This is a genomic window from Alteromonas sp. ASW11-130 (assembly GCF_026183735.1).
In the GTDB taxonomy this organism is placed as follows: Bacteria; Pseudomonadota; Gammaproteobacteria; order Enterobacterales; family Alteromonadaceae; genus Alteromonas.
On sequence record NZ_JAPFRE010000020.1, the window covers coordinates 64,682 to 81,534 of the forward strand.

A 16,853-nucleotide genomic window follows, 5' to 3' on the forward strand; every position below is an offset into this window, starting at 1 on the left:
TTCTTGCGCCAAAGTCACAGACTTTTATATACGCAAGAAACCGCCATTTATACTAATTTACGATGTTCAAAAAACGCAAACTAGCATTACTATCACTCTTGAAGAATTTCGGCAATCCCCGGAACAGCCGTATAATGTTGCTCGCATACATGCAGACTGATTTTACGATACAGCTCGTCAATCTCAGCATTGCTCATAAACGCGTCGCTGAAACCCTCTACGACAGGATCGATAAAGTGACGGGCTGCCAACATAAAGTGTGCTAAAAGCTGCTTCACATTGTCTGTTCCCATGGCGATACGCATTGTAGTCAGCTCGATACCCGCTTTACGCTGCTCCTCTTTACTCATTTCTGAATGGGAAGTTAATGCTGGGCATAGAATGATAGTGTTTGTCTGTCCTATACTTACCTGGTGGCTGAACGCGGGCTCGAGTGCATCAAAGAAACGGGTAAAAACTTCCCTTTCTAGATTGGCAGGCGCCATATCCACGGTAAAGAGTGGGCAAGGCCAACCGTGCTTATGTTGTTTGCGTTTAAGCTCTGCGTTAGGGTGATTATCCAATGCATGGCTATTGACCCGAATTTTCGGGTGTGCGGCTAAAAACTCAGTAAATACTTGCGTATTAATCACTTTAGAAATAATACGCTGCTCCATCGTTTTCATGCCGTTTAACACGTCAAACGCTTTTTCCGAATCGAGGAAGGCACCCTTAATGTAATACACGTCCCAGAATAAGGTTTCTGACCACTTTACGCCGTTGACTTCATCGCCTTTCGATTGAAACATACGATGATTTTCCCCAATAACCACACCTGCCGTAGTGGCGCCGCTTCCGCAAATATCTTTGGTATAGCTGTGTACCACATAATCTGGCCGAGCCGCACGATTTTCATGTTGCAAGGGCTGATGTAGAACCGGCGTAGCTAGCGTAGAGTCTAACATGACCAGCGCATTTACCTTATGAGCTTCTTCACAAATAGCAGGCACATCCAGCACGTATCCATGAGGGTTACATGGCGACTCCATGTACACGTGCATGTTTGCGCCTTTTTCAAGACGGGCAGCGTTTTCTTCACGCGTCGTCTCCATAAATTCGACAAACTCTTCTTTTGAGTATCCGTCGAACCATGCCACCTGAATATCCATGCGGTTACGTCGCGCAAAATAGTCATGCAGTAATTGATAGGTTCCGCCGTAAACATTGCGTGAAACGATCAGTACATCACCATGAGTCAACACATTTGAAAGTAGCGCATCAATAGCTGCCATGCCGGAGTTAAAGTTCCATGCCATATATTCTGAAGCATTTTTGCCAGCTTCCCGGTCCACTATCGCATTCGCCAGCGAGATATTGGTGGGGTTTAACAAGCGCGAGTATATCTGGTGAGTAAACTCTTTACCCTGAAAGGCATCGTCCACCCATTCTGTACACGCGTAAACGTAAGTAGCGGTGCGGACCACCACTGGCGTAGCTGAAAATAATGCTGTCACATTATCGAAAAGGGGATAATGACCTTGTGAATTGTCCCCCGACGATAAACTTTGATAGGTCTTACGGAAAGGGTTTTGTAACGTATCGAGAATTTTCGCTATTTGAAAAGATAAAAACTTTTTTGCGTTAAAGTACGCAACGCGATCTTCTTTATTTAAAGAGCCAAGCGTGTTTGTTGTAATATCCCACAGGGTCATCACGTTTGCTTGCGCCTGATACAAATTACGCGCAGTATCACTTAACGCTTTACCGTAATCTGAGTCAGCGTTAATGCCAAAATGGGCTAGCTGCTCACTGACCAATTCATCCAAAGAAGCCGCCTGTGTCGTGTTTCTTCTAGGTGACAGGCATTTTGCCGACTGTAATGTATCCTTCATTTCGATTATCTCTGGTTATTTGGGATTAGCGAATGTAAATTGTTAACGGTAATTTATAAATATGAAACAGAATTGTAGCCAAACCTGCAAGGAAAGAATTGTTTACAATGAAGACCAATAAGGACCAAAAACACATCGAGCTGACGATTTTATGTAGCGACGCATTTCGATACCGTGAATTGATTGAAGCGGAAGCTTATCAACACGTTACCATTGTTCAGTGTGCGACTGAACCCGAAAAAGTGAACTGTAAACAAGTTAAGTGCTTACTCGCCTCTCCTTCAATGGCAGCTGTAATACTAGATGACTGCCCAAACTTGCACTGGTGCCAGTCAACCTGGGCTGGAAATGCGCCTTTGTTAAATCATCCTCGCAAAGATTACTGCCTGACAGGGGTAAAAGGCGTATTTGGTCAACAGATGAGAGAGTATGTATTTACTTACCTGTTTCATTTTGCGCGGAATGTCCGGGCGTTTACTGATCAGCAGCTTCAACAATCATGGCAAACGATTCCCTATGAGTATGTCGCAGGGAAAACACTGGGAATTCTTGGCGCGGGGTCAATTGCGCGTGCGTTGATATCTCCGGCGTTAGCCTTTGACATGAATGTCATTGGACTTAACTCATCAGGTAATTCAGTGCCAGGCTTTGATAAAGTTTTTAGTGCCCAGCAAAAGGAAACTTTTGCCAGAGAGTGTGACTATGTCGTGAATCTTCTTCCGGATACCGCAGCCACCAACGAATTTATCGACGAGCGATTTTTAGCAGCCCTACCTTCTCATGCAGTACTTATCAATGCAGGGCGGGGATCTGCCATTGACGACGAAAGTCTACTAGCGGCACTAAACCACAACCAGTTACGCGGGGCGGTGCTTGATGTATTCAAAGATGAACCCTTATCGGTAGATCATCCTTACTGGCTTCACCCTCGAGTAATCGTTACGCAACATACCGCAGCAGAATCGCGGCCCGAAGACATTGTGGCGTTATTTTTAGATAATGTGGAACGCTACGTGGCCGGACGGCCACTTCGTTTTCAGTTCGATTTTGAAAAGGGATATTAATGTCTGGGATCAGTCGCAGTGACTTCGATACGATCGATATGGCGCTCTCGAAATGCTTTAAGATTATCGAACGCTTGTAAATTATGCATCTCGCGGAATTCGATCCAGTCGATTAATGTAAACAGACAAATAGCTGGATAGTCCCACCCCTCAAAGCCATTCAAGCGTACCTGATTATCCAGCTCTAGCAATATTGTCTGCACCCGCTCCTTTTGCAAGCGATAATAAAGCCTGTCTTCACCGATATCTAATTCAGAACGTTTTAGTAAAAGCAGTTGCACCAATGAATCGTTAGCGGAATCGATTAACGTTAACTGATTCTCCTGCTCCCAATTCAAGGGCGTATATTGAAATTTATCTGCTATATAACGGTAAATTACCCGCGAATCGAAAATCACGCCTCCTTCATCTTCTAAACAAGGAATTTTGAGCGTGGGATTTTGTTCAGCCAGTTTAGCCCTATCTTCCTCTTGAAAGATCTCTAAATTGACAAAGTCGTGAGGAGTCTGAGCCAATAAAATGCGAAGACGACGAACATAAGGAGAGGTGGTTGAGCCAAATATTTTCATAATAACTGACAATCCTTAATACCAAATCGTTTGTTTAATACTAACCCACATTAAGATGTGATCAGCTCGGCACATATCATTGTAGATTTCTAGTATAAGTTATAGCAGTTATAGCTTCAGGACGACAGGGTGGAGAAGATTAAACGCTGAAGCTGGCTCCGCAACCACATGTCGTTGTCGCATTTGGATTATTAACAATAAAGCGTGAACCCTCCAATCCGTCAATATAATCAACCGTTCCGCCAACCAGGTATTGCAGGCTCATCGGATCAACAACCAAAGTCACCTCATTTTTGGCGATGGTCATATCACCATCATTTACTTTTTCATCGAACGTAAATCCATACTGAAAGCCCGAACAGCCGCCACCAGTCACATAAACTCGCAATTTTAGCTCTGGGTTCTCTTCTTCCATTACCAGCTCTTTAACTTTGCTGGCAGCGGCATCAGAAAATTCAATAGGAAGGGCAGTTTCAACAGTCATAGGTACCTCAAAAGTTTACCTGGTCAATTATCGTATAGTTGGGAGCTGCTATCAACAGCTATTCATGGGTCAATCTGGTTCTTGCCCAAATTTAACGTCCCACAAACATAAATGAGTGATGCGGATTAGAAGGATATGCTTTAGTGTGAATGAATACTTTCTATAACCTGGATTCACTTGTTGCTATCACAGACATAGCAAAGTCCCCTGTAGTCGCATTATTCATGGGGATTTTGGTAGGAATTATAATTGTCTGCCACGCTCTAATACTACATACGTTTGCGGCTCGTCACGGCATACGCATCCCGCGCGGTGAAATCGTTCAACCAATGAGCAATGCACTACTATAGAATGTGTTTCGCCTTAGTTATCAAAAACTGAGTTCCAAGCAAATTGTTTTTGATATTTCCCTCTAAGCGTGGTGTATTGATAAACGTCAGTTTCTACTTCGACAAATTCAGGGGTAAAATCTTCAGGCAAGGTAAAATGCATTTGTTCTGCCTGAAAAAATTTAAACCGATAGAACATCTCACCTTCAGCCAATAAGTGTTCAGAACCCGTAGCCACGATGGCTGGTTTACCTGACTGTCTCCCCTTAATAGTAATCTTCAGGTTTCCCTTTACCACCGCTTTATTTTGGTGTTTCTGTAAAAGAATAAACGCCATCCGGTAGCGATTTTTCCCAGCCGCTTCTGTTATTTTTAATTGTTCAAGCGCAAAACCTTTTTGCGTGGTTTCCGGCGCAATAATTCGTTCGTACAGCGAAAGTGTATCGAGTAGCTCGCTTTGTTCCACCTGATACTTCTCAACGGTGGCTATCAATTGCTCATTTTCTTCTTGTAATAGCGTCAGCTCAGCCTGAAGTTGATGAGTTTTTGTAGTCAATTGGTTGTTTTCTTCTGCAAAAGATTCGATAGCTCGTTTAGTTGCCGAAGCCACCCGCACTTGTTCTTCTGCAAAATAGTGTGCCAAAAAATAGCCGAAGGCCATCATTATCAACATGGCTATTGCAATGGATCGTTTGGCGGGAATAACCGGCCCCGAATCTTTATCGTTGGTTATTTTCATTTAATTATGACGTAAAAAAGCTTAAAGCATTTGCAAAGCAAGCACTTGTGATAAGCTATAGCTTAATTTTGTTAGATAGTATCATGACATGCGGCTGTCGGCTCTACGAAAAGAATTAGCCCATCCACGGACCTCCATCCAAATTTGTTTGTTAGGTATCGTCGGAGGCGTCAGTGCTGCGCTACTGATTATTCTATTTCGCTTATGTGTAGAATGGGTGCAAAATAGCGCGTTATCGCACCTTCAAAGTATTATTGGATCTCACAAGCTGATATGGATGGTAATGCCATTACTGGCTGTATTGGCTATTCTTATAATTGCCTATCTAACTGGCTTTAAACACTACCGCATGGGTATCCCCTTCGTTATCCACCGCGTCAAATATTACTATGGTCATGTCCCCTTTCGCACCACCATTAATCAGTTTTTCGGGGGCATGCTGGCGTTGGCAGGGGGATTCGTGGTGGGCCGTGAAGGTCCTTCAGTTCATTTAGGTGCCGCTGGAAGCAGTTATTTCGGTCAATGGCTGAGATTACCTTACAATACAATTCGAATTTTGGCCGGTTGTGGTATTGCGGCTGGTATCTCGGCCTCATTTAACACCCCCTTTGCTGCTGTTATATTTGTAATGGAAGTGGTGTTAAGGGAATACAAGATACATGTTTTTGTTCCTGTAATGTTAGCTGCCGCTTGCGGTTCAGTTATGACAAGATTAGTTTTTGGTTCGGTCAACGAACTGTCTTTTCTTACCTTTAACGATTTCAGTGAATGGATGTATGTGTATCTGGTTGGGCTGGGTATTGTGTTGGGCTGGTTGGCCACGCTGTTCAATAACCAACTTATGCGCATCGTAAAACTGTTTCGTCCGGTGAGTATGGTTTGGCGGCTTGTATTAGCAGCCGTCATTACTGGACTGGTCACTATGCTACTTCCGGAGGCTAGAGGGGCAGATTTTGTCGATATAGACACGCTTTTTGCCAGCTCTCCGGGTGTTTTACTCTTACTTGCAGTGCTATTGGCTAAATTTGTTCTTGCTGTTTTCGCCATCGGCTTAGGTGTTCCTGGGGGTATTATGGGGCCAGTAATGGTCATCGGAATGTTGGCCGGTGCAATTTTGTTATTGCCCGTTAGCCACATTTTGCCCGCTGAAGAATATACGAGTAGCTTTGCACTGTTGGGTGTGGCGGGCATGCTCACGGCGGTTCTTCACGCGCCGCTTGCAGCATTGTCAGCGGTAATGGAACTATCTTATAGTCCTCAAATTATTTTACCGGCAATGCTGGTTATCGTGCCTGCATATGTAACGTCTACTCAGTTTTTAGGGAACCGGTCTGTATTTATTAGACAACTGGATTATCAAAACTTACCTTATGCTATTTCGTCTATCCGCGAGTCACTTGAAAAAACCGGGGTTCTGGCGGCAATGGCGGAAGACTTTAAATTGTTCCGCGACGCGCCCGATCATGTACTGTCAAACTTTCTTTCGCAAAAGCCCACCTCACTAGTAGTACAGCAAGAGAAATTTGAACTCGATGTACAGTATAAATGGGTGAGCCTTGATGTTAGTCTTGAACACGACTCGAAACCCATCCTTTTCACAGAGATGGAAGGGGTAAGCGCTCAATCTACCTTGCATGAAGTCTATGAAATATTGAAAAAAAGTCGATCAGGCGCGGTTTACGTCTACGACGAGGAGCCAGATGTGCTGGTAGGTGTTATTACATGGAATATCCTGCAAAGTTTTTTACAAAAAGCACAATATTAATTTTTAGCGATCTAAAATGATGATGTAGAAAATCATGAATATATTATGGATTAAGGCATTACATATCTTTTTCGTACTAACATGGATGGCGGGGCTTTTTTATTTGCCAAGAATCTTTGTTTATCACGCTCAGTCGGATAATCCGTCAGTTCATGAGCAATTTAAAATAATGGAACGAAGGTTATGGTGGTTTGTTACCCCGTTTGCAGGATTGGCATTAGTATTTGGCGTCTGGTTAATAGCTTTTTACGGGGTTGACTGGCTGCGGGCTTCACTGTGGCTTCATATCAAACTGACTTTGCTGATAGCAGTTTATGGGTACCACTTTTATTTATATAAACTGGTAAAAAGTTTTGCTCAAAATCAGAATAAACATAGCCCACGATTTTATCGATTCTTAAATGAAGCCCCCGTAATTATCATACTGGGGATAGTTTTTCTTGCGGTAGTTAAACCGTTTTAGTCAGTATTAAGTAATATATTTTAAGATGAGATCAATGACAGATCGCACATATTAAAAGCGAGAGAGAACATGGATGTACAAAACGAACAGTTAAAATGCTTACTTGAACGAACAGACAGCGCATTTAAAGCGTTAATGCAGGAGCCGGGTTCAATTGAACGCAATACTGACTATGAGAAGGCCAAACAAGAGTTAGATTCCTACGTGGCAAGCCTGCGCTCCACTTTAGCTAAGCGTTAAATTGTTTCTCCACTATCTACTCAACCCGTTGAAAGGTTTCAAATTGATTGGGGAGCGATTTAGCTAATTCCCCTGCCAATGCGACATATTCCTTAAGTATAAATGGCAATTGGTTATACAAGGCAGGTAAGTTCTGATGAAATGCCTGTGCTTGTTCTTCTGTACGTACATGCAATGCAAGATCGACGTCTGCCAGTGAGCTAAAGAGCTTTAAACACCGAGTTAAGCGCTTAGTCGGCGTTTCATCTGTTGCATTTTGAAAACTATCTTGCTGCGCTACTTGCCACGCTCGCTGCCAGCTATCTTCGACAAACTGATGTCCAGCCAATAGTCCGGTTAGCCATTGTTCGGCATCTATCCTTTTTTGTTTATCGTGTGACCACACCACGTAATCCGGCAATAAGCTCGCCCCATCTCGCATGAGCATCAATGAATCCCGTAAAGTGCTCATTAAAGCTTCTGCTAATTCGTCCACCTGCTCGGTGCTGAGGCTGTTATTACTCCCTTTTATTACTCCTGGCATCCACTGCTCCGGCATAGGGATTTCGGGTGCCGCAGCTATTGCAAAAATATACCCTTCACAAAAAGCCTGGGAAGGTAGAACGTTGGTTACAGTCGAATTTTGATATACAGCACGTAAGGGGGAATTCACTTCGATCTCGCTTGCTTTGCGTCACTCGTCTTACCAAGATCTAACCATAGTATTCTTGCCGCATCTAGCTAATTGACGGTATTCTGAGTAAGAAAATTATAAATAATGTCAGAGCAGATGTGATGAAAGATAAGTCGGGTTACATAATAGCAGCCGCTTTTATAGGTCCAGGGACAATTACCACTGCTAGCTTAGCAGGTGCCAATTATGGCTTTCACCTGGTTTGGGCTCTTCTTTTTTCGGTTATAGCTACCATAGTTTTACAGGACATGGCAGCCAGATTAGGCCTTGTAACCGGGCAAGGATTAGCAGATGGAATAACCAAAAGCATTTCCTCTCCTCTTGTAAGAAAGCTAATGGCATTTTTGATTGTTGCCGCAATTGGAATAGGTAACGCAGCGTATGAATCAGGCAACCTAACAGGCGCAGCTATTGGCCTGAATGCCCTAGTGCCACTTGGGCTTTCATACTGGGTAATTATATTAGGTATACTTGCGACTGTTTTGCTCTACACTGGACGATACAAGCTTATTGAGTCCACATTGGTTAGTCTGGTATTTCTGATGGCAGTAGTGTTTCTTATTACACTAGTATTTGCCCGTCCAGATTTCTCATTAATGTGGCATCAATTTACGTCACCGATATTATCGCTTGCTTCTTTAACCATGATATTTGCTTTAATCGGCACTACTATTGTGCCTTATAACTTGTTTCTGCACGCCAGCTTGATGGCCCAATTGACGCGCAATAAGCCTCCCCATCATACTATTGATGATTGTCGCAAACAGTCTGTTCGCGCAATTGGTTTCGGCGGTGTTATAACGCTGGTAGTGATGGCTACTGCAATGACAACCTTTTTTGGCAGCGAAACTTCACTATCGGCGGGAAACCTAGGCAAACAACTTGAACCGGTTTTAGGAGAATATGCCCAATGGTTCTTTGCTTTAGGTTTATTTGCCGCTGGGCTTACCAGCGCGATAACAGCACCTCTTGCCGCGGCTTACGCCGTTTGTGGCGCATTAAATCGTCCGGCGGACTTAAATGACCGTTTATTCAGAGCTATCTGGATGATCGTCATCACCGCCGGAGTCTTAGTTGCCAGTGCAGGGTTTAAGCCGCTTGCAGCGATATTATTCGCACAAGCAGCAAACGGCCTTTTACTTCCTATCGTAGCTGTTTTTTTATTAATTATTATGAACACACATCCGAAACTGGGCACGTTTCGCAACCAATACTCTTCGAATTTAGTTGGAGGGGCTGTAGTGATGCTCATTCTTGTACTAGCACTATATAAACTTGCCCACATGGTTATCTAGTGAGCTTTACGCTTTCAGTCTATCAATAATGTCCTGCAGCATCGTGCGGCTACAACCATAATTAATTCGGAAAAAGTTAGGATCGTTAAAGTCCCTCCCTGGTGAAGGCCCAACGCCCTTACCTTCAGCCCATTGCTGGGGATAGCTTACTTTGAGCCCCGATGCGTCTATCCAACCAAGATAGGTCGCCTGGGGTGCCTCCATGGCTAGCCCATCGATGGCATTGATTTGGCTCACTAGCAGATCTCGGTTGACTCGGAGGTAATCAAGTAACGAGCTATGCCACTCGTCACACTGAGTGAACGCCGCCTCAGTTGCCACTAATCCTATTTTCGATACCCAAGGCAGCATACCCAGGGAAGCATTAACAAATTGTTGGCGAACTTTTTTATTTGGAATAATAGCGAATGCCGTTCCCAACCCAGCAATATTGAATGTCTTGCTTGCCGCCATCAGAGTCACACTTCGCTGTTCAAGCGAAGCCACTCTACCTGCCGGTATGTGTTTAACGTCCGGTTCTAAAATTAAATCACAATGGATTTCATCGGAGCAAAGCAGTAAATCGTGTTTTTGACAAATGTGTGCTATCCGGTCTATCTCAGCTTCGGTCAGCACAGATCCCACTGGGTTCATTGGGTTACATAAAATCAACTGCTGGCACAATGGGTCCGTAGCGTGCTGTTCGAGTTGATCAAAATCTATAGCCCATCTGCCGTCAACTTTTAGCGTACCAACTGTTATTCGCTCCAAGCCGTTTAACTGTGGGGCGGCGAGAAGGGGCGGATAATTAGGCGTTTGTACTATCACTTTACTGTTTGGCTGACTGAATGCTTTACAAAACACGTTAAAAGCTGGCACCACGCCAGGCATCCATACTATCCAGTCCGTCTCGACTGCCCAATCATGCTTGTCGGCTAGCCACCTAATTACTGCGTTTTTAGCAGGAGTATATTGATTAGGTAAGGTGTAGCCCAAGACACCCGTGGTAACTTCCCCGTGTATAGCTTCAAGAATGGGAGGGGCGCATTCAAACTCCATATCCGCCACCCAGGCGGGGATGATGTCTGTACCTTCGTATTTTTTCCATTTAAATGCATAGGTGTTAGCGCGAGATGGCGGGTTATCAAAATTGTACACGTGTCGACTGGCTCATTGCTGAATGATAAGTCCAGTCTAACTAGCTAACTGTATAGAAAAAAGGGGGTTCTCGAAAAATATTCATTAGCAAGGGAGCAAGTCTCTTTCAGCTAAAAAGGAGCCTATTTGTGCAACATACATTTTATACAAAATGTAGGAGTCTAGTGTATCTTCATAGCCCAGTAAGGCAACGTACGTCTATTTCCCTTCGGACACCGCTTTCTTTACCGATGGGGTGCTAAGTCTTCGTTCACTCAAGCCTTATCAAACCTTCTACTATTCGCACGGCAACAGCACCCCGGCTCTAGGTAAAAGTTTGCCTACACTTCTAGATATCGGTATAGGCAATAACGCGGTGGTTATTTAGGCAGCTGCAATACATCTTTAACTTTTGCGATAAGGTTATTCTTATTGATGGGTTTGGCAATGTAACCATCAATACCTAATTGTTTTGCCTTCACAACCGTTTCCCGCGAAGCATCAGCTGTTAATAAAATAAATGGTACGTTCAACTCCACTGCATTACACATTTTCAATAGTGTGAGCCCGTTATATTCAGGCATGTTTTGATCACTGATGATCAGTTGGAGAGTTTCAGGCGACTGCTTGACTAAAAATTCGCGCGCTTGTTTGCTGCGTGAAAACGTAAACACAAAAGCATCCAATGACTCTTCGAGAATACTTTTTATAATTTCCAAAGTAATGTCATCGTCGTCGATAGCCACGATATTTAACTCAGACATCTTATAATCTACTAATTGACGTTACTTTGAGAATATACGTTGATTCTAAGCTTGCAAGTTTACGGGGGATAAGATTGAGATAAGAAAGGGCGCTTGAAAAAGCGCCCTTGTCAGAAAACGATATAACTAGCTCTTACTTTTTTCGCGTGAAGCTCGTTTACGGTCATTCTCGCTTAGCAACTTCTTACGAATACGAATGCTCTTAGGCGTTACCTCAACCAATTCGTCATCATCGATAAATTCGAGTGCTTGCTCAAGAGACATAACGATCGGTGGAACCAACGTTTGTGCTTCGTCTGTACCAGACGCTCGTACGTTGGTTAACTGTTTACCTTTCAAAGCGTTAACAGTGAGATCGTTATCACGACTGTGAATACCAATTACCATTCCTTCGTACACTTCAACACCATGACCGATGAATAAACGTCCACGCTCCTGAAGGTTGAACAAAGCATTGGTCAGCGCTTTACCTGGGGCATTGGCAATCAAAACACCATTTTTACGTTGGCCAATTTTACCACCTTTGTGTGCTGCGTAATGGCTAAACGAATGATATAGCAAACCCGAACCCGACGTTAACGTCATAAATTCAGTTTGGAAGCCAATCAAACCGCGGCTAGGAATAATGAAGTCTATACGCACTCTACCTTTGCCATCTGGAGACATATCTGTCATTTCAGCTTTACGTATACCCAGCTGTTCCATGATAGAGCCTTGATCGCCCTCTTCACAGTCGACGGTAAGCGTTTCGAAAGGTTCTTGTAACTCACCATCCACTTCTTTAAGAATAACCTCGGGTCGAGAGACGGCTAATTCATAACCTTCACGACGCATGTTTTCTATCAGAATACCTAAGTGTAACTCTCCGCGACCTGATACCCGGAACTTATCAGGGTCGTTCATTTCTTCTACACGTAGCGCTACGTTGTGCACTAGTTCATCTTTAAGACGGTCAAGGATATTACGTGAAGTAACATACTTACCTTCCTTGCCCGAGAACGGTGAAGTGTTAACCTGGAAAGTCATGGTAACGGTAGGTTCATCAACCGTCAGCGGCGGCAACGCTTCAACATTGTTCACATCACAAATAGTGTCGGAAATTTTCAATTCACCTAAACCAGTGATAGCAATAATGTCACCAGCATGGGCCGATTCTACTTCATGACGCTCAAGGCCAAGGTACCCTAAAACCTGCCCGACCTTACCATTACGCTTTTTACCATCGGCCGTAACCACAGTAACTTGCTGATTAATTTTCACGCTACCACGCGTAATACGACCAACGCCGATGACTCCTACATACGAGTTGTAATCTAGTTGAGAAATCTGCATCTGCAGTGCGCCATCAGGATCCGCGTTCGGTGCCTCGACCTGATCAACAATAGTTTGGAATAAAGGCGTCATATCAGTGCCTTTAGTATCCGAATCAAGTGATGCCCAACCATTTAATGCTGAGGCGTATACCACCTGGAAGTCTAACTGGTCATCAGTTGCCCCAAGGTTGTCAAACAAATCAAAAACCTGATCCATTACCCAGTCAGGACGTGCCCCAGGTTTATCAATTTTGTTAATAACAACGATAGGCTTAAGCCCTTGTGCGAAAGCTTTTTGCGTAACAAACCGGGTTTGCGGCATTGGGCCTTCCTGAGCATCAACCAATAGCAACACCGAGTCAGCCATTGACATAACGCGCTCTACTTCACCACCGAAGTCCGCGTGCCCGGGAGTATCGACAATGTTGATGCGGTAATCATTCCAATTAATGGCAGTATTTTTTGCCAAAATAGTAATGCCGCGTTCTTTCTCAATATCATTTGAGTCCATCACACGCTCTTGAGCCTCACCCCTGCTTTCCAGAGTACCGGATTGCTGAAGAAGCTTATCAACCAAGGTTGTTTTACCGTGGTCGACGTGAGCAATGATGGCGATATTGCGTAGCTTGTTGATATCTATGGGTTTATTACTCATGTAAAATTCTCAAATTTGAATGGGTGCCGCTGCAGATGCCATTAAGTCTTGATTAGACTTTCTCATGGTTGCACAATTGGGCGCGGATTCTACACGAAATAAAAAAATTTCGCGCATATTTTATTCATTAACTATTTTTGCGAAGTGGCACCATCAGATTTGGCCAATTCTACCTGTAAGCCTCTTCAACGCAGATCCTATATCTGATAAATAACAGTTAAAGTTGACCTTCGTTATTATAGTATAGAAAAACAATTTTCATTTGGTTGTAACTGATTATTTATACTGATGTAATTGTATAAATATCACTCCCATATCATCGGCGCTCGGAAACTAGAGCAAATATTTATAATAGAAAAAGAGTGTCGAATTTATCTGATTAAGACACTAATTAAACCTGTCTTGAGTAAAGTTTTGTCACTTTCCCAAAGGCTTTTGAAGTTTCATGATCTCTTTACCCGAGGCATTTAACATAGTCTAGAACGTAATCAAATGAGAGTTGGCACGATGATCAATAGGTTTGGGATAAATCGACCAACAAAATGATTTGTTCGAGGAACGTCTCAAAAAGCATATTAACTAAAGGGCAGTTATACAGAATCGGTTACAATCTCGAATATCTCCAACTGGGGGTTGTTTGTCTGTCACCTATTAACCGTGAGTGGTGCACTTATTATCTGGATTCGGGCCTTCTTAAGAAGGTAGCTTTGTATTTACCTCTTAGAAGAGGGACCTTCTTTTCCAGAACAAATTGAGCTTTCTCGCGTTGCCTTACTTAATACCGAATAACCTCTTCGTTAATCCTAACTGAATCAACGAAATATCCTCGCAGCCAGAAGTGGTTACCCCCCATCTTGTTTTAGCGTAAATGTGGAAACCAACTGAATAGCTTTAACGCTACGTTATCTTTTAAAGCCCCATCAAGTGTGAGATGGATAGCTCAGACGGTACGTTGACCAACAAGTGGACATGGCCTATTTGCACATTTAAGTTCATCACAATGCAACCTAATTGGCTGCACTACACATGAACGCACCTATAGACTTCCTTGCCAACATTATTCCTTAAAATCCGAAATCGATACTTCGGCGTTCATACAATGTGATATTGACATCGTCAGAACAGATGTAATGGTTACTCGTATCTACTTATATTATTTGCCTCTTTTGACTTCGCTAAAAATTAAGGAAGCATCTAACATGGGTAGGCTTAAATTAAAATCCGATGGCAGTTGCCATCGGAGTTCTTAAATTTGAGAAAGATAAACTGACCTTTAACAAAACTATTCTCGATTGGTCTGCACCCGCCGAAAGTACTTTTCAACCTCATAAAATGTATCCGAAAATACTTTTAGGCTCTCTCTTTAACTTTCAGAAACGGTAACCTGCTTTTGTTTGGTGAACAATCCGACTCCAAGCAGATACAATAGGCCAATAGGTGGCAACAACCACAGGACATACCCCATTACTTTCACCGCAGGCGACAATTGATGGTGTTTACATATCATGTAGAAAGTAACGATATAAAATAGCGGCCACCCAATCAAAATCAGTCCGCCAAATAAATACATTGGATCTATCATCATTAATTACTCCAAATTAAAAGCAAGTTGTATAGCTTGTACAAGTCGCACTTCCAGAGCTACTGGTTTTACAGATAGTATACGAAGTATTCTTACACGAATTAGCGACCCTAACCTGCGCACCATACATATCAGCAACTGCGTTGAAAAAACTTTGATTTTGGCTAACTCTGAAATACCTTGTTCCCATTAATCCGGATGTGGAAGAAGGAATTATATTTCCATCAGAATCTTTAGCAGAGCCTTCAACATATTCATAGGTTAATTCACCAATTATGTCACCATGGTCAAAACTTAGACCAGATACGACAAAAAGGGCGGTAGATCCATTTGAAAAAGGAACTTTAAAATAAATAGTAATATTTGGAACAGGAACCATCGAGCTAAGAGTATTTACTATGAATGAGAAATATGACCTAGCTTTATTTTCAAAATTCATATTACTGTATAGCATTTGAGCAACCGTCTGCCTTGTTGAAGGAACTAAAATCAGGTCATGAGCAGAGCGTGCAGTGGATGCTGGAATAGTAATGCCTTGCTCTTGAATGCTTTTCATTCTAGTTTTGACTTCATTAGCAACATTTTTTGCTCTAGTGGTTGTTGTGATTTGCTTAGCACGTTCAAGATATTCACCCGCAGCTCGGTTGTAATATCTTTCAGCTACATAGGTTCTGGCACTATAATCCTTGAGATCAACAACCGAGAAAATTGTACCTGTAGATACACTCGCAGAAACTTTTACCGCTTGCGAGAATGCAGAAGAACATTTGAAATCACAGGGATAGATATCCTCTGCGTAAGATGAGACTGATATTAGCGCAAACGTCACTAACATAATAAGCTTTTTCATAACTGAAATCTCCATATCGCACATTCATGTGCATTAAACTATTCAAAATATCCATAACCATCTACTATTAAAAAAACTAGTAGAACTAAAACTCGCACACATAAATTCATTATTATAATAAATATTCAGTGCCTCGAGCTATGTAAAAAAGTAATACATACATTAACTTAAAGCAACTATAAACAGCTTAATTTCAAGGCACTTCAAACAAAAACTTTAATCTCAAAACATAGGAAAATTGAAAATTGATGATTAAAAAGCTTATAGATGAGCATAACCTACTGTTACAAACGAAATTTATTAAAAAAATTCAGCCAGATAAATACATAACCAATAGAAATACTTATTTAGCTTTTTTTGGGGACTCTCTTACGAACGATAGGCAAAAATTGACAAATGTGGCCAGACATCAACTATAGGTTCTTAACTGAATTTATTAGTATGGAAGGTTAGGGTGAATAGAAGAAATTTGAATGAACGAGGGAAGGAATTGAATCTGTCATGAAAACCCTTTTACAAATACTATTATTGTGATGGTTAGGCTGGCATTGCTTGTTGCGGCCTTTTCAAATTGAGGAAACACCTATTCTATTTCAATACTATGGGTGACCAAAGCAATCGATATTCAATGTCTATTTTCCTAAATTGAGAGCACATTAATTGATGTTTCCTGCAATTATTGGTACTGGAGACAACTATAAATAATCACAGGCATGACAAAATTGAAAGAAATCGGAGTGGTAATGAAGGTCAGAGGTGTTTGTAACCGACAAACATAAGAGTAGTACTGCTATTATTTTTGGAATCAAGTGATAAGGTAGCTTAAAACGTCAAATGGTAACGAGGCTCAATGAAAAAATACCACTAATGACAAAAAAACGGTAACCAATGTTAGCCCTACAATCCATGCTATCTAGGCGCTTAACGCAAAATTGGGCGCAGATTGTACAGAAAATTGAAATGAAATGCGCACTATTTTTCGTGAATTTTATACAAAGAGCATCTAAATTCTGATTTGTATAAGGTTTATCCACGTCGTGTGATGATCAATTTCTGTGAAATGTCAGTAACCAAAGACTAT

15 protein-coding genes and 1 pseudogene are annotated in these 16,853 nt (G+C 42.3%); 5 read left to right on the plus strand and 11 right to left on the minus strand.

Features of this window, described 5'->3' with window-relative positions; genetic code table 11:
* Positions 1-92: 92 nt before the first annotated feature.
* Complete coding sequence (locus OPS28_RS07810) at positions 93-1,871, minus strand: trans-sulfuration enzyme family protein (RefSeq protein WP_265608895.1); 1,779 nt, start codon at positions 1,869-1,871, stop codon at positions 93-95.
* A gap of 107 nt (positions 1,872-1,978) precedes the next feature.
* On the opposite strand from OPS28_RS07810, the gene OPS28_RS07815 reads away from it, so the two are divergent.
* Positions 1,979-2,935 carry a D-2-hydroxyacid dehydrogenase gene (locus tag OPS28_RS07815; protein ID WP_265608896.1) on the plus strand — a complete coding sequence of 319 codons (957 nt, stop codon included), beginning with the start codon at positions 1,979-1,981 and terminating at the stop codon, positions 2,933-2,935.
* Here OPS28_RS07815 and OPS28_RS07820 read toward each other — a convergent pair.
* The 3 genes from OPS28_RS07820 to OPS28_RS07830 all read right to left on the minus strand — a co-directional run bounded on the left by OPS28_RS07820 (position 2,932) and on the right by OPS28_RS07830 (position 5,056).
* Positions 2,932-3,504: a glutathione S-transferase family protein gene (locus OPS28_RS07820; protein WP_265608897.1), complete on the minus strand. Its 573-nt coding sequence runs from the start codon at positions 3,502-3,504 to the stop codon at positions 2,932-2,934. The two genes, OPS28_RS07815 and OPS28_RS07820, sit on opposite strands and share 4 nt — an antisense overlap.
* Positions 3,505-3,643: 139 nt before the next feature.
* Positions 3,644-3,988, minus strand: coding sequence for an iron-sulfur cluster insertion protein ErpA (gene erpA, locus OPS28_RS07825; protein WP_265608898.1), 345 nt, complete (start codon positions 3,986-3,988; stop codon positions 3,644-3,646).
* A gap of 363 nt (positions 3,989-4,351) precedes the next feature.
* Entirely contained in the window at positions 4,352-5,056 is a 705-nt protein-coding gene (locus OPS28_RS07830) for a DUF6776 family protein (protein WP_265608899.1), read from the minus strand.
* An 88-nt stretch (positions 5,057-5,144) separates the two neighbouring features.
* On the opposite strand from OPS28_RS07830, the gene OPS28_RS07835 reads away from it, so the two are divergent.
* From OPS28_RS07835 to OPS28_RS07845, 3 genes are all read left to right on the plus strand, one after another.
* The gene (locus OPS28_RS07835) at positions 5,145-6,821 is read left to right on the plus strand and encodes a chloride channel protein (protein WP_265608900.1); all 1,677 of its coding nucleotides are present in this window, start codon (positions 5,145-5,147) and stop codon (positions 6,819-6,821) included.
* Positions 6,822-6,855: 34 nt separating this feature from the next.
* On the plus strand, positions 6,856-7,284 hold the full coding sequence (locus OPS28_RS07840; RefSeq protein WP_265608901.1) for a CopD family protein: 429 nt from the start codon (positions 6,856-6,858) through the stop codon (positions 7,282-7,284).
* Positions 7,285-7,353: 69 nt separating this feature from the next.
* Positions 7,354-7,524, plus strand: a complete 171-nt coding sequence (locus tag OPS28_RS07845) for a hypothetical protein (RefSeq protein ID WP_265608902.1) — start codon at positions 7,354-7,356, stop codon at positions 7,522-7,524.
* Between the two features lie 16 nt (positions 7,525-7,540).
* Here OPS28_RS07845 and OPS28_RS07850 read toward each other — a convergent pair whose 3' ends face one another.
* Positions 7,541-8,176 (minus strand): UPF0149 family protein, encoded by a 636-nt coding sequence (locus tag OPS28_RS07850; RefSeq protein WP_265608903.1) that lies wholly within the window; start codon positions 8,174-8,176, stop codon positions 7,541-7,543.
* Positions 8,177-8,298: 122 nt separating this feature from the next.
* Here OPS28_RS07850 and OPS28_RS07855 point away from each other — a divergent pair, with 122 nt between their 5' ends.
* Positions 8,299-9,492, plus strand: coding sequence for an Nramp family divalent metal transporter (locus tag OPS28_RS07855; protein ID WP_265608904.1), 1,194 nt, complete (start codon positions 8,299-8,301; stop codon positions 9,490-9,492).
* 6 nt (positions 9,493-9,498) lie between these two features.
* Here OPS28_RS07855 and OPS28_RS07860 read toward each other — a convergent pair whose 3' ends face one another.
* From OPS28_RS07860 to OPS28_RS07885, 6 genes and pseudogenes are all read right to left on the minus strand, one after another.
* Positions 9,499-10,629: a MalY/PatB family protein gene (locus OPS28_RS07860; protein WP_265608905.1), complete on the minus strand. Its 1,131-nt coding sequence runs from the start codon at positions 10,627-10,629 to the stop codon at positions 9,499-9,501.
* 359 nt (positions 10,630-10,988) lie between these two features.
* Complete coding sequence (locus OPS28_RS07865) at positions 10,989-11,372, minus strand: response regulator (RefSeq protein ID WP_265608906.1); 384 nt, start codon at positions 11,370-11,372, stop codon at positions 10,989-10,991.
* A gap of 126 nt (positions 11,373-11,498) precedes the next feature.
* Positions 11,499-13,340 carry a translational GTPase TypA gene (gene typA / locus OPS28_RS07870; RefSeq protein WP_265608907.1) on the minus strand — a complete coding sequence of 614 codons (1,842 nt, stop codon included), beginning with the start codon at positions 13,338-13,340 and terminating at the stop codon, positions 11,499-11,501.
* A 775-nt stretch (positions 13,341-14,115) separates the two neighbouring features.
* A pseudogene (gene tnpA / locus OPS28_RS07875) lies at positions 14,116-14,441 on the minus strand (IS200/IS605 family transposase).
* A 262-nt stretch (positions 14,442-14,703) separates the two neighbouring features.
* Positions 14,704-14,925, minus strand: a complete 222-nt coding sequence (locus tag OPS28_RS07880) for a hypothetical protein (RefSeq protein ID WP_265608908.1) — start codon at positions 14,923-14,925, stop codon at positions 14,704-14,706.
* A gap of 13 nt (positions 14,926-14,938) precedes the next feature.
* Positions 14,939-15,772 (minus strand): hypothetical protein, encoded by an 834-nt coding sequence (locus OPS28_RS07885; protein WP_265608909.1) that lies wholly within the window; start codon positions 15,770-15,772, stop codon positions 14,939-14,941.
* Positions 15,773-16,853: the final 1,081 nt, after the last annotated feature.